The sequence below is a fragment of the Thorsellia kenyensis genome (genome assembly GCF_042432445.1).
Lineage (GTDB): Bacteria > Pseudomonadota > Gammaproteobacteria > Enterobacterales > Thorselliaceae > Thorsellia > Thorsellia kenyensis.
The window spans coordinates 72,079-89,798 of record NZ_JBHLXE010000070.1 but is presented as its reverse complement, the minus strand read 5'-3'; the positions used below and the strand labels follow the sequence as shown (position 1 = coordinate 89,798).

General features: G+C 35.7%; 15 protein-coding genes. 11 read left to right on the top strand and 4 right to left on the bottom strand.

Translation table 11 applies throughout. The annotated features are described in order from the left end of the window. Positions 1-28: 28 nt before the first annotated feature. Entirely contained in the window at positions 29-223 is a 195-nt protein-coding gene (nqrM, locus tag ACFFIT_RS06215; RefSeq protein ID WP_385876781.1) for a (Na+)-NQR maturation NqrM, read from the bottom strand. Between the two features lie 519 nt (positions 224-742). Between nqrM and speG the strand changes: the two genes are divergently transcribed. The 4 genes from speG (at position 743) to ACFFIT_RS06195 (ending at position 4,386) form a co-directional block, all read left to right on the top strand. After that, entirely contained in the window at positions 743-1,282 is a 540-nt protein-coding gene (speG, locus tag ACFFIT_RS06210; RefSeq protein WP_385876780.1) for a spermidine N1-acetyltransferase, read from the top strand. A gap of 73 nt (positions 1,283-1,355) precedes the next feature. Beyond that, on the top strand, positions 1,356-2,435 hold the full coding sequence (degS, locus tag ACFFIT_RS06205) for an outer membrane-stress sensor serine endopeptidase DegS (protein WP_385876779.1): 1,080 nt from the start codon (positions 1,356-1,358) through the stop codon (positions 2,433-2,435). Between the two features lie 140 nt (positions 2,436-2,575). After that, on the top strand, positions 2,576-2,941 hold the full coding sequence (locus ACFFIT_RS06200; RefSeq protein WP_385876778.1) for a thioredoxin family protein: 366 nt from the start codon (positions 2,576-2,578) through the stop codon (positions 2,939-2,941). A 44-nt stretch (positions 2,942-2,985) separates the two neighbouring features. Then, positions 2,986-4,386, top strand: a complete 1,401-nt coding sequence (locus ACFFIT_RS06195; protein ID WP_385876777.1) for a sodium-dependent transporter — start codon at positions 2,986-2,988, stop codon at positions 4,384-4,386. 360 nt (positions 4,387-4,746) lie between these two features. Here ACFFIT_RS06195 and ACFFIT_RS06190 read toward each other — a convergent pair whose 3' ends face one another. Continuing rightward, positions 4,747-5,943, bottom strand: coding sequence for a Wzz/FepE/Etk N-terminal domain-containing protein (locus ACFFIT_RS06190; protein WP_385876776.1), 1,197 nt, complete (start codon positions 5,941-5,943; stop codon positions 4,747-4,749). Between the two features lie 199 nt (positions 5,944-6,142). After that, on the bottom strand, positions 6,143-8,968 hold the full coding sequence (uvrA, locus tag ACFFIT_RS06185) for an excinuclease ABC subunit UvrA (protein ID WP_385876775.1): 2,826 nt from the start codon (positions 8,966-8,968) through the stop codon (positions 6,143-6,145). Between the two features lie 397 nt (positions 8,969-9,365). Here uvrA and ssb point away from each other — a divergent pair, with 397 nt between their 5' ends. From ssb to ACFFIT_RS06160, 5 genes are all read left to right on the top strand, one after another. Next, entirely contained in the window at positions 9,366-9,905 is a 540-nt protein-coding gene (ssb, locus tag ACFFIT_RS06180) for a single-stranded DNA-binding protein (protein ID WP_385876774.1), read from the top strand. A gap of 149 nt (positions 9,906-10,054) precedes the next feature. Then, positions 10,055-10,666 (top strand): HD domain-containing protein, encoded by a 612-nt coding sequence (locus ACFFIT_RS06175; RefSeq protein ID WP_385876773.1) that lies wholly within the window; start codon positions 10,055-10,057, stop codon positions 10,664-10,666. Further along, positions 10,666-11,886, top strand: a complete 1,221-nt coding sequence (locus tag ACFFIT_RS06170) for a BaiN/RdsA family NAD(P)/FAD-dependent oxidoreductase (RefSeq protein ID WP_385876796.1) — start codon at positions 10,666-10,668, stop codon at positions 11,884-11,886. Before ACFFIT_RS06175 ends, ACFFIT_RS06170 begins: the two co-directional genes overlap by 1 nt. Before the next feature lie 59 nt (positions 11,887-11,945). Continuing rightward, positions 11,946-12,863 (top strand): isoaspartyl peptidase/L-asparaginase, encoded by a 918-nt coding sequence (locus tag ACFFIT_RS06165; RefSeq protein ID WP_385876772.1) that lies wholly within the window; start codon positions 11,946-11,948, stop codon positions 12,861-12,863. Positions 12,864-13,040: 177 nt separating this feature from the next. After that, the gene (locus ACFFIT_RS06160; RefSeq protein ID WP_385876771.1) at positions 13,041-13,967 is read left to right on the top strand and encodes a LysR family transcriptional regulator; all 927 of its coding nucleotides are present in this window, start codon (positions 13,041-13,043) and stop codon (positions 13,965-13,967) included. Positions 13,968-14,049: 82 nt separating this feature from the next. On the opposite strand, the gene zapE is transcribed toward ACFFIT_RS06160, so the two are convergent. Continuing rightward, positions 14,050-15,204 (bottom strand): cell division protein ZapE, encoded by a 1,155-nt coding sequence (gene zapE / locus ACFFIT_RS06155; protein ID WP_385876770.1) that lies wholly within the window; start codon positions 15,202-15,204, stop codon positions 14,050-14,052. Positions 15,205-15,520: 316 nt separating this feature from the next. Between zapE and dnaB the strand changes: the two genes are divergently transcribed. Next, positions 15,521-16,933, top strand: a complete 1,413-nt coding sequence (gene dnaB, locus ACFFIT_RS06150; protein ID WP_385876795.1) for a replicative DNA helicase — start codon at positions 15,521-15,523, stop codon at positions 16,931-16,933. Between the two features lie 106 nt (positions 16,934-17,039). Beyond that, positions 17,040-17,597 carry a dihydrofolate reductase gene (locus tag ACFFIT_RS06145; protein WP_385876769.1) on the top strand — a complete coding sequence of 186 codons (558 nt, stop codon included), beginning with the start codon at positions 17,040-17,042 and terminating at the stop codon, positions 17,595-17,597. The last annotated feature ends 123 nt before the right edge of the window (positions 17,598-17,720 follow it).

The following is a 17,720-nucleotide window of genomic DNA, read 5'->3' as shown; positions in this document are numbered from 1 at the left end:
TCAGGCCAATTAAACTGATTTTTAGAATTTATTTTTTATTTTTGCACTGTGTTGGGTCATTGCCACAAAATTCACATTTACTTGTTTTGCGTAAGCCAAGCGCACTGATACCACCACATGAACCAGCGATAGGTTTTCTGCCGAACATTACACCAATTGCCATACCAAGCACAATAAGTAACAACAAGCCAATGACAATTAACCAAAAGATAATATGTTCCATAGTTGATTTCTTCTTCAAGGATGCCTTTTTAGGGTGAAATGAATACCTTAAATTATCTGAGAAGCTAAGAATAAGTTTAGATGAGATATTCATTTCTATTTTGACTTATGTTTCATAGTCGAACCGAACCCATTAAGTCTATATAATTTACGATAATTGAATCATACTATACTTGAATAAAAAGATGAAACTTTCTCTACATTTTTGTTAGGCTAGTAATGTTTTTTTATGCAAGGAATAGCCAATAGTAGGGTTATCTAGGTTATTGATTGCGTAGTTTTTATGGATATGCGGGAGTTAATAGAGTAGATTTTTGAATGGTCTTAGATGTTTAAATTAGGTGAGCTTCATTTAGATGAATCCTGTATACTTATTTTAATACTTGGTTGTTAAAATGTGCTTTTTTAATGTGACAAACCGATAAATTTTTTAGATATTGTTTTATGTCTAGTTATCTAAAAGAATTAATATAAATATGTGGTCGTCTGTTTAAATTTTTCAAACCAACAAGGAGTGGCGATGAATACCAAAATTACAACAAAGGTCAAATTAAGGCCATTAGAACATGAAGATTTGAAATTTGTACATCAATTAGATAATAATGCAACTGTGATGAGGTATTGGTTTGAAGAACCTTATGAAGCTTTTGTTGAACTTGTTGAATTGTATAATAAGCACATACACGATCAATCTGAACGTAGGTTTATCGTTGAATCAGAAGGAAATAAGGTCGGGTTAATTGAACTGATTGAAATAAACCATGTTCATAGAAGAGCGGAATTTGCTATTATGATTGATCCTAAATCTCAAGGAAAAGGACATGCGACCGAAGCAGTAAAATTGGCAATTGATTATGCATTTTCAGTTCTAAATCTTTATAAACTCTATTTGATAGTTGATGAAGACAATTTAAAAGCAATTCATATCTATGAAAAATTAGGATTTAAATTTGAAGCTAAGCTTATTAAAGAGTATTTTTCTCATGGTAAATATCGAAACATCATTAGGATGTGTTTATTTCAAGATGAATATTTTGCCTACAATAGTGCTCATAAGTAACGTAATCTATATCAGTTTAATAGGGCCATGAAATATTCGTTATTAAATGGCCATTAAATAGGAGTCTGTTTTTGTGTGGAAGCAATTGATTAAAGCTGCCGTTATGGGTCTTTCAGTTGGGGGATTACTGCTGGTTTTATTTCCTCAAATAAGACAGGTTAATCAACCTAATACTACAACATCATTGATTGACAATGTCATGGACTCTACCCCTATTTCTTATTCAAAAGCAGTAGCTATTGCAGCGCCCACTGTTGTATATGTCTATAATCGAGCACCAAATAATGAGTTAAAAGATTCTCAATTGGGCATTCAAACGTTAGGTTCTGGAGTTGTCATGCGTAGTGATGGTTACATTTTAACTAATGGTCATGTTATAAAGGGAGCACAACAAATTGTTGTTAGCCTGCAAGATGGCAATACCTACGAGGCAAATTTAGTTGGTGAGGATGAGCTTACTGATCTTGCGGTACTGAAAATAGATGCAGATAATTTAAAAGCCATTCCAGTCAACCTAAATAGGACTACCCGCGTAGGAGATTTAGTATTAGCAATAGGTAATCCTTATAATCTAGGTGTTTCAATTACCCAAGGGATTATTAGTGCTACTGGTCGAGTGAGTCTGAGTCAATCGGGTAGACAAAATTTCTTACAAACGGATGCGGCTATTAATCATGGAAATTCTGGTGGTGCATTAGTAAATTCATTGGGCGAATTAGTTGGAATAAATACCCTATCATTTGAAAATACATCTGAGGATAGTCCGCATATTTCTGGTGGCTTAAGTTTTGCAATACCCACCGAACTTGCACTAAAGGTAATGAATAAAATCATTGAAGATGGTAAAGTAATTAGAGGCTATTTTGGAATTACCGGAGGAGATATTAAGCTCTCTAGAAAAGACTCATTAGAGGAAATAAATGGCATATACGTCAGTGCTATGGATGAACAAGGGCCAGCAGCTAAAAGTGGCATAAAAATTGGTGATATCCTGATAAAGGTAAATGATTTACCTACAGTTAATACGTTAGATACCCTTGATAGAGTCGCGGAAATAGAGCCCGGTACTAAAATCCCTATTCTTCTTATCAGAAATGATTATCCGTTAGAGCTAGAGCTCACCGTAGATCAGTACCCTTCAGATAAAAATTAACAGTGTTTCAGTGGTTGGAAATTATCAGTTTTATTTTTACTAAAAGTGTTGTACTTTTTACGGCAAAATTTTTTTTGTGCTAAAAACTTAAACTTAAACTTAAACTTAAACTTAAACTTAAACTTAATAAAGGTAAAATTATGTCTGTGATTGAACTTAATAATACTAACTTTCAAAAAACCATCGAAGATAACTCTATCGTAATCATTGATTTTTGGGCACCTTGGTGTGGACCTTGTGTGAGTTTTGCCCCCATTTTTGAAGCTGTGGCAAATGAGCACCCTGATATGGTTTTTGCTAAGGTAAATACCCAAGTTGAGCAAGAACTTGCTAATGCTTTTCAGATTAGGGGTATCCCACAACTAATGGTATTTAGAGACAATATCATGCTCTATTCAGAATCAGGTGCATTACCCCAAAATGCGCTAGAGGAACTTGTTAATCAAGTAAAACAATTAGATATGGATGCAATCAGAAATGAAATTGCTCAAGGCAAACACTCTTAAACAAATAGACAGATTGTATATAATTTTGATTTTAAGGAGCATTTATGCGTTCTCAGTGGGGTTCAAAAATAGGATTTATACTGGCATCAGCCGGTTCAACTATAGGATTAGGTGCGGTATGGAAATTTCCATTTGAAACCTCTAAAAATGGAGGAGGGGCTTTTTTACTTATTTATTTAGGAATTTGCCTTACTTTGGGGCTCGTGCTTATGAGTACCGAAATTGCTTTAGGTAGAAAAACTCAGCTAAATCCTTACGGTGCATTCAAGAAGCTTGGAGGGAAAGGTTGGTCTCTTATTGGACTGGTAGGTATTCTTGTATGTTTTATGATAATCTCTTTTTATAGCGTTATCGGAGGCTGGACTAGCGCTTATTTTGTAAGTACCCTAACAGGTGCCACTCATACAACAGATGGGGCTATCAGTTTAAACAATTTTAATACTTATGTAGCCTCACCTATTTCTCCTGTTATGTATCATTTATTTTTTGCGTGCGCAACCGCCGCGACTATATTATTTGGTGTACAAAAAGGGATTGAAAAAGTATCTAAGTACCTAATGCCAATTTTACTTATTCTATTGTTTATACTTATTATCCGGTCTAATACTTTACCTGGTTCTGAGGAGGGATTAAAACAATTTTTAGACTTTGATTTTAGCAAAGTAACAAGAGAAACTTGGATATCAGCACTTGGTTTGAGTTTTTTCTCCCTATCGTTAGCTATGGGGATTATGATTACTTATGGATCTTACGTAGATGACAAATCTAGCATTATTCCCTCCACAGTTTGGATAATTGTTCTGACCTTAACGACATGCGTTTTGTCCGGTTTGATGGTACTCCCTGCGATTACTGCGTTAAACCTTCCTGCTAATCCTGGAACAGGGATAACCTTTGTTACTATGCCTTCAGTGTTTGCAAGTATGCCGGCAGGACAGTTATTTGGTGGATTATTTTTTGCTTCACTATTTGTTGCGGCACTCACTTCATCTATCTCTTTGTTAGAAGTTATTGTGAGTTCTTTAATAGATCAGTTTAAGATGAAAAGAATCACTGCGGTGGTTATCTCTTTGGTTGGCTTTTTCTCCTTAGGCGTATTGTGTTCCTTGTCTATGGGTGCTACAGACCAACTGAAAATTTTAAATCTTTCTTTATTTGACTTTTTGGATGTTGTCACTGGTCAATATTTAATGCCAATAGGAGAACTCTTTTTGGCCTTATTTGTTGCATGGAAAGTTTGGCCTTTAATTGAAGAACAGTTAGTTGCTAACTCACCGAAATTAAAATCACTGATGTTACCCTTTAGAATATTTTTAGGTGTAGTGGTTCCTGTTATTATTATTTTAATCTTTGATATCAAAGGTAAAATGACACTATTAGTTAATGCCGTGTGTGGGACAGAATCGGTTACGGGCTTTTGTGGCGTAATGCAAAGTCTCATTTAGTTTAGGTGTGGTTGATTAATTAAATAATGAGCCACACAATAGTACTTTGCATATTCTTGTGCTCAATAATTAGTGGAAAGTTAAGCGTTACTATCCAAGATTAGCTTAGAATTATTAATATAAATGATTAATTGGTGAGAGAAAAAAGGGAGGCTTGACAGGTGAAGTTAGATAATGAAAACGTATTTATGCTTATTCTAGTGCTCTCACACCTTCTTCACAATCAGTATCTATAATGCGAATAATTAAGTGGCAATTTCTAGATAGTCTTCAAAATTAATTATTAGCTATTTTTTGCTAGCCCATTTACATGTGCTAGCAATTTATACCTTTTCAGTTTCTATAATGGTATTTCAAATGTTATAGTACTTTCTTTGAAAATAAGGTCTCTTTTAATAAAACAAACACAGCCCCTATAGCTATTCCCAAAAACCCAAGTAAAAACAATAAAATCCACTTGTTAGGTTTGCTTACAAATTTGATTTTGTTAATGTCTAAATTAGCAGCTTGAAATAGTGTTTTATCGGCTAAGGGGCTATTATTTATCGCTTGAGTTAATCGCTCTTCTAGCTGATTATTCTCAAGGACTCTTTTTCTGTCATTTAGCTGAACCAATTCAGGAATAAATTGTTCTATATTTTTACGCTCATTTAATAGTGCTAATTGACTTTCAAGCGCTTCATAGCCACGGAAATATAAAGGTGAACTGTTTTCAGTTGATGTGCTAATCACATTAGGTACGTTAATAAATTCTTTACCTTCAAGCGTATTTTTAGCAATGTTTAATTGACGAGCGATCTGGGCTTGTTCAATTAATTCCGCTTTTCTCTGTTCTATAACCTGTTCATAACGCGCTTTTAAATTATTTATATCAGTATTAATATTTTCTATTTCATGATTTTTGAGGAGTTGTAACAGTTTAATCTCTTTTTCAATCTCATTTAAAATGGTGACTCTTACAAACTCATTCGATTCTGCTAAGCTTTGATTGAGGAGATTTGTATACGCTTCGCTATCTTTAACGTTGCTACTACTGATTTCCCAATATCGTCTTGGATTAGGTGATTTATTCACCGCTAACTCTTCAGCGCTTAAAGGGGGTAAAATATTTATGTCATAAATAAAGCCTATGATGGCTTCATTCCACTCTTCGTCATTTAATTTTTTCTTAGGAATCAAATTGATCTTTTTTGCTATTTCTAATAAATTTTCCCTTGACGAAAGTCTTTCCATTAATTTAGACAATAAAAATCCAGAAGATAGATTCAACGCCTTTCTCTCTTCTGATTTTTCGCTACTAACAAATGGGGTAAGTTCTTTATTGAGCTGAGCTAGCTGAGCGTTTAATTCATTATATGCGTTCGCTTTATATGATGGTAAAGCGTTAATCGATAGTGTAGATGTTTGTGTTTGAATAAATGTACTATACAAAAGACCTAAAATCATCATGATTATCGCAATCAGAGCGATGAACCATTTGCCTTTCCATAGCGTGATTACTAATTCTTTTAAATCTATTTCATCATTCGATTCATGGTGTTTACTTTCAGAATTCATACATTCCTCTTCTATTACTTATTAAGGTAAGCAATTATTTATAAATTGATTGGTCTAATCAATAATTATACCCTACTTTTTATTCTTGGCTCAAATTAAGTTCTACTTGGATAACTTAACACGTTTTACTATTATAATTTCTACCCCTTACTTTAATTGAGATTAAGCAAATATGCATAGGGGAATAAAGTTTTAATTATTATCCAAGCAGAGGTTTGAGAAAACGTGCTGTATGCGATTTTTTGCATTTAACTATTGTCTCCGGTGGACCAAAAGTCAGTATTTCTCCACCACCACTTCCGCCTTCAGGACCCAAATCTACAATCCAGTCGGCCGTTTTAATGACGTCTAGGTTATGTTCGATAATGACAATCGTGTTACCCTGATCTCGTAATTGATGAAGCACGGTTAACAGTAAATCAATATCGGCAAAATGGAGTCCTGTTGTCGGTTCATCTAAAATATAAAGTGTTTGTCCAGTACTCCTTTTTGATAATTCTTTGGATAATTTCACCCTTTGAGCTTCACCACCAGAAAGCGTTGTCGCAGACTGTCCTAATTTAATATAAGATAGCCCAACATCTAGCAGTGTTTGCAGTTTACGAGAAAGCGCAGGGATGGCTTTAAAAAATTCAGCTGCATCTTCAATAGTCATTTCTAAGATGTCATGAATATTTTTACCCTTATATTTTATATCTAGTGTTTCACGATTATATCGCTTGCCTTTACAGTGATCGCAAGGGACGTAAACATCAGGTAAAAAGTGCATTTCTACTTTTATAACACCATCACCTTGACAAGCTTCACACCGGCCTCCTTTCACATTAAAACTAAATCTTCCAGGAGTATATCCTCTAGCCCTAGACTCGGGAACCCCTGCAAATAGTTCTCTTATTGGCGTAAATATGCCAGTGTAAGTTGCTGGGTTGGACCGTGGAGTTCTTCCTATTGGGCTTTGATCGATATCAATGACCTTATCTAAATGTTCTAATCCATCGATTGAGCGATAAGGGGCGGGTTCATTTAATGTGGCCCGATTAAGTTCTCGCTGTGCAATCGCAAAAAGTGTGTCATTGATAAGGGTCGATTTACCAGAACCAGATACACCAGTAATACAGGTCAATAATCCAACAGGTATTGTTAAATCTACATTTTTTAAATTATTACCCGTTGCTCCTTTCAATACTATGCATTTATCCTTATCAATAAGATGGCGTTCTTTAGGCATCATAATACTTTTTTTACCACTTAAATATTGTCCTGTCAGTGACGTCTTTGATTTTAATATTTTATCAATCGAACCTTCTGCAACTATTTGTCCACCATGCACACCAGCCCCTGGGCCAATATCTATGATGTAATCTGCCGCCCTAATTGCATCTTCGTCATGTTCGACGACAATTACAGTGTTACCTAAATCTCTTAAATGGATAAGTGTTTTTAATAAGCGCTCATTATCACGTTGATGAAGACCAATAGAAGGTTCATCAAGAACGTACATAACACCTACTAACCCTGCTCCTATTTGACTTGCCAGACGGATACGTTGGGCTTCTCCCCCCGATAAAGTATCTGCACTTCTAGATAAGGAAAGATAGTTTAATCCCACATTGACTAAAAAATGGAGCCTATCTTTGATTTCCTTCAGTACTTTTTCAGCGATTTTAGCTTTTTGACCCGATAAGCTGAGTGTTTCAAAAAAATCAGCTGCTTGGGCTATACTTAAATCAGAGATGTAGGGTAATGTGGTGTTATTGATAAAAACATGCCGTGATTCTTCTTTTAACCGAGTGCCATGACAACTTTGGCAGGGGCGATTATTAATATATTTGGCCAATTCTTCTCTTACTGCCATCGATTCCGTTTCACGATATCGGCGTTCTAAATTATTGAGTACACCTTCAAAAGGATGATTTCTTGTAACGATATCTCCACGATCGTTTGTGTACTTAAATGCGATTTTTTCTTTTCCTGAACCATTTAATATCACTTCTTTTATTTTCTTACTGAGCTCATTAAAAGGGGTTTCCACATCAAATTGAAAATGTTCTGCTAAAGATGTTAGCATTTGGAAATAGTAAAAATTACGGCGGTCCCATCCTTTTATGGCCCCGCCAGCTAGTGAAACTTCATCATTTTGAATGACTCTTGAGGCATCAAAATACTGTTGTACGCCTAAACCATCACAAGTGGGGCAGGCACCTGCAGGGTTATTGAATGAAAATTGACGAGGTTCTAATTCTTGCATACTAAAACCACAACTTGGGCATGCAAAATTGGCTGAAAACAGCAATTCTTTTACTTCTGGATTATCCATGTCTGCAATAACGACTATACCACCTGTTAGCTCAAGTGTTGTTTCAATTGATTCTGCTAATCTTTGAGCAATATCATCTCTTACTTTGACTCTATCCACAACGATTTCTATGGTGTGTTTTTTTTGTAATTCAAGTTTAGGTGGATCGGATAAATCGCAAATCTCTCCATTTATTCTTGCACGAATATATCCCTGAGAAGCAAATTGTTCTAACAGTTTGGTATGCTCACCTTTACGTTCTTTGATGACAGGGGCCAGTATCATAAGACGAGTACCTTCTGGCTGTTCTAATATCTGATCAACCATCTGACTGACTGTTTGTGCAGCTAAAGGGATATCATGGGTTGGGCATCTAGGCTCGCCGACTCGGGCAAAAAGTAATCTTAAATAATCGTGAATCTCTGTGATAGTCCCTACTGTAGAGCGAGGATTGTGCGATGTTGATTTTTGCTCGATTGAAATAGCGGGAGAAAGCCCTTCAATATGATCAACATCAGGTTTTTCCATTAAAGAAAGGAACTGTCTAGCATAAGCGGATAAGGATTCAACATATCTACGTTGTCCTTCAGCGTAAAGAGTATCAAATGCAAGAGAAGATTTACCTGAACCAGATAAACCTGTTATGACAATCAGCTTGTCTCTTGGGATAGTTAAATTGATGTTTTTTAAATTGTGAGTACGAGCACCGCGTATATCAATAAATTTCATGAGATTTTTTATCCGTTGAATAGAGAAAATATAGTTGTCTTTTAACTGATTATTGGTGAATTTTTAATTTGCATTATTCAATAACAAAATTTTTATTATCTGAATTTTTTCTTGTTTAGCGTGGTTACTTGTTATAATGGCTAGAAATTCACAAATGCTAATTTTAAGTTTGTTCTTGCTATATTATCGCACAAATATAATAAGACATATAGAAGCATCTCTTTTTCTTTGAAAATGGATTTTCAGTGCCGTTTTGCGTGTCCTATGTTAAACTATATTGAGCATGGCAGAATAGAAAATAAAATGAATTTTAAACGTTTAAGCTTAGAGTTTTTTCATAAGTCATTAAATTTGTTATTATAAAAGAGTTACAATAATTAATTATTAGGAGAATCTTATGGCGTCAAGAGGCGTAAATAAAGTGATATTGCTTGGTAATTTAGGCGCAGATCCTGAAGTTAGATTTATGGCGAATAATGATCCTGTTGCCACATTAAGTCTTGCTACAAGCGAAACCTGGCGTGATAAAAATACAGGTGAAAATAGAGAAAAAACAGAGTGGCATAGAGTCGTTGTTTTTGGCAAATTGGCTGAAATCGCACAGCAATATTTAAAAAAAGGCTCTCAGGTATATGTTGAGGGACAATTACAGACACGTAAATGGCAAGATCAACAAGGTGTTGAACGTTATACAACAGAAATAGTGATAAGTGGCTATAATGGAACGATGCAAATGGTTGGTGGACGTCCTGGTGCACAAGGGGGCTATGATGCACCACCAATGGGAGCAGCTTCAATGGCAGCTGCACCTGCTATGGCTATGGGGGCAGGAATGGCTACGAGTTCGACTCCTGCAGCTCCTCAGTTTACTGGTAGTAATCCTTCCGGCCCATCGATGGAACCACCTGCTGATTTTTCTGATGATATTCCTTTTTAAAAGCGATGAATTAAAAGAGCAAATTATTCATTTTTATAGTAGTTGAATAGATTGCTAAATAATAATTAAAGCCCTCTTTGTGAAGGGCTTTCTTTTTTAACAGTATGGAATATTTAGTGTAGCAAATAACTTAATTAAAAGGATAATTAATGAATCATACTCATAATGAAACGTTGGATTTTGGACAGTTTACCGCAACAATTCAATTCTGGATGGAAATAGATAAGTTAAAACAGATTGAACGAAAAACTAAAATATACGGCCAGCATCGCCATGAAAATTCAGCAGAGCATAGCTGGCAGCTAGCTATTGGATTATTAACGTTAAAGCCATTTCTACCTGCACATCTTGATTTCTTTAGGATGGTTAAAATGGCTTTATTGCATGATATCGTGGAAATTGATGCGGGAGATGTGATTGCATTTGATCTAGCAGCCAGAGAAGCAAATGCTGAAAACGAAAAGAAAGCCGCTCACCGAATTTTTGGCATATTATCAACACCTCTTAAAGAGGAATTTATGTCGTTATGGGAAGAGTATGAAGATTCTTTAACCCCAGAATCAAAATATGCGCAAGTGATAGATAGAATTATGCCTATGATGCTTAATTTACATAATGGAGGGCAGAGCTGGGTTGATAATGGTATCGCATATGAACAAGTCATTCAGAGGGCTTCAATTGCTAAAGAGATGATCCCTGAGCTGTATGAAGTCATTGTCAAGCAACTTCAAGATGCCAAAAACAAAGGTTGGCTGAAATGATGGCACCATTATCTCCTGCAGATAGGGAGTATGATGTTGTTGTCATAGGTGCTGGTGCAGCGGGTCTTTTTTGTGCTTCACAATTAGGGCAAATGGGTAAGTCTGTTATTGTCTTAGATAATGGTAAAAAACCGGGAAGAAAAATATTAATGTCCGGTGGAGGTCGTTGCAATTTTACCAATTTAAATATAGAACCTGGGGCTTTTATTTCGCATAATCCCCATTTTTGCAAGTCAGCGCTTGCGCGATATACGCAATGGGATTTTATTGAGCTTATTCGTCGCTATGACATCCCTTATCATGAAAAAACACTAGGTCAACTTTTTTGCGATAATAGTGCAGAAGATATTGTGAATATGCTCCTAGAGGAATGTAAGTTAGGAAACGTTAAAATTGCGTTGAGGCAAACCATTAAGTCCATCGAAAAGCTGTTTGATGATGCATTCTCTATTGGGAGTCAGGACGGAGAAATAATCACTAAAAAACTGGTTATAGCTACAGGGGGATTATCTATGCCCGGATTAGGAGCTACCCCTTTGGGCTATCAAATTGCTGAACAATTCGATTTACCTGTTTATCCTACCCGTGCCGGGCTAGTGCCATTAACCTTACATAAACCTTTATTAGATCATGTGGCTACTCTCTCTGGGATAAGTATTGCAAGTGAAGTGAAATCTGAAACAGGGATGACATTTAAAGAAAACACTCTTTTTACTCATCGGGGACTTTCGGGACCTGCTATTTTACAGATATCTAATTATTGGAAAGAAGGAGAATCGTTGATTTTAGACTTATTGCCAGGCCACTCACTTAAAGAGTTACTTATCCATGCAAAATCTTCTCATCCGAATCAACAAACAAAGACCTTCATTTCTCAATTGCTGCCCAAAAGAGTGGTTGAACTTTTTTATGAAATGAATTTATTACCTGTCACTACTTTAGCAGAGTTGAGCCTTCAAAAGATTGAAACAATCGATCAATTGTTACATTCCTGGGCTATCAAGCCTAATAGCACTGAAGGTTATAGAACTGCTGAAGTGACTTTAGGTGGCATTGACACAAATTATATTTCTTCAAAAACTATGGAAGTAAAATCTGTCAAAGGTCTCTATTTTATTGGAGAAGTACTAGATGTAACAGGTTGGCTTGGAGGCTATAATTTCCAATGGGCATGGAGCTCAGCCTATGCTGCAGCTGATGCGATTATATATGAACAATAAACACACCATGTATCCATGTCTTTTTACCTGCAAAAATTAATTTAACTTAGGGAATCACTATGGCTTTTTTTTTAATAACAGGTGAGGGTAAAAATGCATTGGATGAAGGAATTTCTTCACTTAATGCAAATAAATCCCATTTAGATACAATTGAAACAATGATCAAAATTGTTGAGTTAGATGAAGAAGTCACTTCTGTGGGAATTCATTCATGGCCGAATATGCTAGGAGAAATGGAATTTGATGCAGCGATTATTGATGGAACAACTAAAGAGGCTGGCGTGATTGGCGCTCTTAAACAAGCGCTTCATCCCATATCGGTCGCCAGAAAAGTCATGGAAGTTTTACCTCATGTGGTTTTGGTAGGTGAAGGGGCAAGACACTTTGCTGATGAACAGGGATTTGGGAGACATATTGCGCTGACACCTAATAGTTTAATCGCTTATAACAAGTGGCTAAAAGATCATAATTTAGTTGATGTTCCCTCTTTAAATTTCTCAGAACTTGCCTGGAAAACTGCAGATCCTCAAAAAGCTGGTGGCACGGTCGTTGCATTAGTACAGGATAATACTACACATATGGCTGGGGGAGTCAGTACCAGTGGATGGGCATGGAAACACCCTGGACGCTTGGGTGATTCACCCATTTTGGGCGCAGGTATGTATGCAGATTCTCGTTATGGAGCAGCAGGTTGCATTGGGCACGGTGAGTATGCTATTAGGACTGTCGCTGCTAAATCTATAGTTCAGTATATGGAATGTGGATTATCCTCTAAAGAAGCTGTTCTGAAAGTTGCAGAAGAGATATTGCGTTTGCCTAAACGTATGAAAGCGGCAATCGGACTACATGCAGTTTCAAATAGTGGCGAGCCTTTTCTTGCTGCAATAGGTGGCTTTACAGAGCCTTATTTCTTTTGGCGTTCAGGCATGAGTAAGGCAGAAAAAAGAGAAGCAGATATTGTCATTAGCATGGACTAACAGTTGTGCAATAATTAATCTAAATCAAAGTTTTTGCTTATTAATTGGTTGTGTATTGCAAAATGTAAAAATATTTGTCATATTGCTAACAAGTTAGTTGTTCTAGGATGTGTTAACAATTATTTGTTTATCCCGATTTAACTTTATTATCTGGCAATCTTCACTTTTGGATATAATATGAGTAAAAAACCTCAATTAAGTTTAGAAGCGTTAAGAATTATTGATGCAATCGATAGGTGCGGTAGCTTTGCTGCTGCAGCACACCACCTGCATAAGGTTCCCTCTGCAATTACGTATAGTATTCAAAAGCTTGAAGAAGAGCTAGATACCATGATTTTTGACCGTTCAGGCCATAAAACTCAATTCACTAAAGCGGGATTATTTTTATTAGAGCAAGGCAGGATTATATTAAATACAGCAGATGAATTAGGACAAACAGTACAAGCAATTGCAAGTGGTTGGGAAAGTCAGTTTGTCATCGTATGTGAAGCGATATATCCTCAGCATCTATTGTTCCCTTTTATAGAAGAGTTAAACGAACAATCTAAGACACAAATAATTTTAAGAACAGAAGTATTATCTGGGGCTTTTGAAAGATTACGAAGTGGAGATGCAGATGTCCTTATTGCTATTGATGCGCCAGAGCATGAATCTAGTGAGAACATGAAAAAAAGAATTATTGGTTTAGAAATGGTCTTTGTCGCAAGTCCCTCGCATCCTATTCATCAAGAAAAATTTCCATTTCTTGATGAGGTACGAGAAAAATATCAAAGCGTTGTTATTTCTGATACCGCAAAAAATTTTACCGCACTAACAAAACATGTCTTACCTAAACAGTCAAGATTAGTGGTGAGTTCTCTTGCTGATAAACGTTTAGCTATTCTTGCTGGATTAGGCATAGCCACCTTACCTTATTATTATGTTAAAGATGATATTCAAGCAGGTAGGTTAAAGATGTTAGGTTCAACAGAAGATATTATTAAAAAAGATCTGATGCTCTTTTGGAAAAGAGATAACATGGGGAAAGCAAAAAGCATAGCCATTCAAAAACTTCCTAAACTGATTGAAAAAACCCTTAGAACACCACAAAATTTGTTCGGTTGAGTTAAATAAAAATCACAGCGTAAATTGATTTGACGAGTTCACTTTACTCAAGGAAACATTATTTCTACTCTTTATTTAACAATTAAGGAATATGCGGTATAGCTAGATACTCATGACTTTGCATTTCTTGTAGCCTTGATAAACAACGTTTAAACTCAAAGCGTAATAATTCCCCTTGATATATCGTATCGATTGGAGCAACACTGCTTAGGATAAGTTTTACTTTTCTCTCGTAAAATTCATCGATAACGCCAATAAATCTTCTTGCAGCACTTTCATCTTGTCTACTCATCAGGGTGATATTTTGTAAAATAACAGAATGATAAGAGCGTGATAATTCAATAAAGTCTTGAGGACTGCGCGGCTCTACACAAAGGGTCTGAAAATCTATTAATGCAATGCCATTTGCTTCACTCTCAATCTGAAAATTATGATGATTAATCGAAATAATTTTGGGGTGGGGTGATACTTTCTCTCCACTTAGCTGTTCATAGAGTATATGTAGTTTCTTTTTATTTTCTTCGTTTAAAGGAAAATGGAACAGGCTCGCTTGAGTTAATGTTCTTAATCTGTAATCAATTCCAGAATCAATATTCATAATGTCACAGTGTGCTTTTATCGATTCTATTGCAGGTAAAAAACGGGTTCGTTGTAATCCATTTTTATAAAGCTCATCAGGAGGAATGTTAGATGTGGCAATCAATGTTACCCCTCGCTTAAATAGTGCCTCAAGTAAATTACCTAAAATCATAGCATCAGTAATATCCGATACAAAGAATTCATCAAAACATAAAATTCTGGTATCTTGCACTATTTCATCAGCTATACTTTCTATAGGATTCGTCTCCCCTTGGTGAGCATTTAATTTTTCATGGGCAAAATGCATAAACCGATGGAAATGTAGTCTCTTTTTATAGGGTGCGGGTAATGAATGATAAAATATATCCATCATCCAGGTTTTACCGCGTCCTACGCCTCCCCACATGTATAATCCTCTTACTGCAGATGGGGTAAAATTAGGTTGTTGATTTTGATTGCTTTTTAAAAGTTTAGATAGCGGTTTGAAGCGTCTTATGAACGATGTTTTATTATATGAAGATGTGCTCAGTTGAGTAAAATCTATTTTAATTAGCTCTTGATAGCGTGCATTTAGTGCTTTTATTGCTGATTCTTGGATAGAATCTGGCATAAATTCTTTAGATGCTAGGGCTTGTTGATATTTTTCTAGTGGAGACATGGCTTAATATCCTTAAAATAGAGGTGTTACTTTTTGAAACTATAGTGCGCAAAAATATCCTTAGCTTGCCAAAAAATAAATGCATGGCATGATATTCCTCAAAAAGATATATTAGCATACAATAAGCAAAAATAATGCATGTACTTATGATATGCTATCATTAATTAAAAGTTTAGTTCATAGGAAACTTTTTTAAAAGTAATCCTTATTTTATTAAAATTAAATCGAGTATTTTATGCCATCATCTTTCTATTCAAAGCCACCCGAACCCTCACCTTATGCTTCGGATAATTACCCTGAAGATAGAGGAGATAACATGGTTTATGAACCAATTTATTCTTCACCTAACTCCTACTATCAAGATAGACAAATGGCTCAATTAAAATTACCTCCGCAATCAATGGAGGCAGAGCAATCCGTCTTAGGGGGATTACTGATTGATAATGAAAAATGGGATCAGGTAGCAGAAAGAGTAAGTGAGTCTGATTTTTACACTAGATCTCACAGGATCATATTTAGGGAAATTCATCGGCAAATAGAGAGAGGAAATCCAGTCGATTTGATTACCTTATCTCAGTCTCTTGAAGCGTTAAATGAACTTGAGCAGGTTGGTGGTTTTTCTTATCTTGCTGAAATGGCCAAAAATACGCCAAGTGTTGCTAATATTGTGGCGTACGCAGATATCATTAGAGAGCGTGCTATTGTAAGAGAAATGATAGCTGTGGCAAATGAAATTGCCGATGCAGGTTATGACACTCAGGGAAGAAGCAGTGCCGAGCTATTAGATTTAGCTGAATCAAGAGTGTTTAAAATAGCTGAATCAAGGGCCAATACCAGTGAAGGACCTAAAAATATTGATGCGGTTCTATCAGAAACGATTGAAAGAATTGAACTGTTATATCAAAAACCTCATGATGGAGTGACAGGTGTTTCTACTGGATTCATTGATTTAGATAAAAAAACAGCAGGACTTCAACGCTCTGATCTTATTATTGTGGCAGCGAGACCGTCCATGGGTAAAACAACATTTGCAATGAACCTGTGTGAAAATGCCATGATGATGCAAAATAAGCCTGTGCTTATTTTTAGTCTAGAAATGCCAGCAGAACAATTAATGATGAGAATGCTCGCTTCTTTGTCCAGGGTCGATCAGACTAAAGTAAGAACAGGGCAATTAGATGATGATGATTGGTCACGTATTTCTAGTACAATGAGTATTTTATCTGATAAGAAAAATATGTATATCGATGACAGTTCAGGCTTAACTCCAACCGAGGTAAGATCAAGGGCCAGAAGAATTTATCGTGAGCATGATGGTTTAAGTATGATTATGGTGGATTATCTTCAGCTGATGCGTGTACCTGAGCTTAAGGATAATCGTACTTTGGAAATTGCCGAGATTTCCCGTTCATTAAAAGCACTGGCTAAAGAGTTGCAAGTTCCAGTTGTTGCTCTATCACAATTGAATCGAAGTCTAGAGCAAAGAGCAGATAAAAGGCCTGTCAACTCTGACTTGAGGGAGTCTGGCTCTATAGAGCAAGATGCTGATGTTATTATGTTCATTTATCGAGATGAGGTCTATAACGACAATAGCGATCTTAAAGGGATTGCGGAGATTATTCTAGGAAAGCAACGTAATGGACCGATAGGAAAAGTCAGGTTAGCCTTTAATGGTCAATGGTCAAGATTTGATAATTATAGCGGTGGTTATTACGATGATGATGAATAAATCAGTCAGTTCAGATATAAATTTTTATAATTAATAGGTACTAGGTTAAGTTAAATAAGTACCTGAAAATATAAATAACTTAATAAGATCAGCCAAAGAGGGGATAATGAAAATTAGTCTAATTGCAGCAATAGATATATCGAATGCCATAGGCTTAGATAATAAAATGCTGTGGCATTTGCCCGCTGATTTTAAATGGTTTAAAAAACATACACTCGGCAAGCCTGTTATTATGGGGAGAAAAACTTATCAATCGATCGGTAAAGCTTTACCCGGAAGAACAAATATTGTCTTGACTAAACAAGCCATTAAGCTAAATGATGCTGTAGTTGCGCATTCTCTTCAAGAAAGCCTAGAGATTGCTAAAAGAGACATTTTAAAGAAGAGTATTCACCTAAACTCACATGACATCGAACAATTAAATGAAATCATGATCATTGGGGGAGCAACTATTTATCATTCGAGTCTAGACTTAGCAGATAGGCTTTATATAACTGAAGTAAAACATGAATTTAATGCCGATGCTTTTTTCCCAAAATTTAATGGCATTCTATCCACTTCCAATAATCTACAATTCAATTTAAGTTACGAAGAACTGTATTTAGCTGATGAAAATAATGCCTTTGATATGGTATTTAAAATTTATGATCGAGTGAATAAGTAAAGCGATACCTTTATAAGTAATAGCATGATGAAATAATGAACATGAAAGCGGAGAATTCTAAAAGAAAAATGCATCATAAAAAACCAATGCACTCAATACCATGTATGAACTTTTTAATTGATT

Coding starts and splice junctions, on each gene's coding strand:
- nqrM (WP_385876781.1), bottom strand. CDS start 223: ATGGAACATATTATCTTTTGGTTAATTGTCATTGGCTTGTTGTTACTT.
- speG (WP_385876780.1), top strand. CDS start 743: ATGAATACCAAAATTACAACAAAGGTCAAATTAAGGCCATTAGAACAT.
- ACFFIT_RS06200 (WP_385876778.1), top strand. CDS start 2,576: ATGTCTGTGATTGAACTTAATAATACTAACTTTCAAAAAACCATCGAA.
- ACFFIT_RS06195 (WP_385876777.1), top strand. CDS start 2,986: ATGCGTTCTCAGTGGGGTTCAAAAATAGGATTTATACTGGCATCAGCC.
- ACFFIT_RS06190 (WP_385876776.1), bottom strand. CDS start 5,943: ATGAATTCTGAAAGTAAACACCATGAATCGAATGATGAAATAGATTTA.
- uvrA (WP_385876775.1), bottom strand. CDS start 8,968: ATGAAATTTATTGATATACGCGGTGCTCGTACTCACAATTTAAAAAAC.
- ssb (WP_385876774.1), top strand. CDS start 9,366: ATGGCGTCAAGAGGCGTAAATAAAGTGATATTGCTTGGTAATTTAGGC.
- ACFFIT_RS06175 (WP_385876773.1), top strand. CDS start 10,055: ATGAATCATACTCATAATGAAACGTTGGATTTTGGACAGTTTACCGCA.
- ACFFIT_RS06170 (WP_385876796.1), top strand. CDS start 10,666: ATGGCACCATTATCTCCTGCAGATAGGGAGTATGATGTTGTTGTCATA.
- ACFFIT_RS06165 (WP_385876772.1), top strand. CDS start 11,946: ATGGCTTTTTTTTTAATAACAGGTGAGGGTAAAAATGCATTGGATGAA.
- ACFFIT_RS06160 (WP_385876771.1), top strand. CDS start 13,041: ATGAGTAAAAAACCTCAATTAAGTTTAGAAGCGTTAAGAATTATTGAT.
- zapE (WP_385876770.1), bottom strand. CDS start 15,204: ATGTCTCCACTAGAAAAATATCAACAAGCCCTAGCATCTAAAGAATTT.
- dnaB (WP_385876795.1), top strand. CDS start 15,521: ATGGTTTATGAACCAATTTATTCTTCACCTAACTCCTACTATCAAGAT.
- ACFFIT_RS06145 (WP_385876769.1), top strand. CDS start 17,040: ATGAAAATTAGTCTAATTGCAGCAATAGATATATCGAATGCCATAGGC.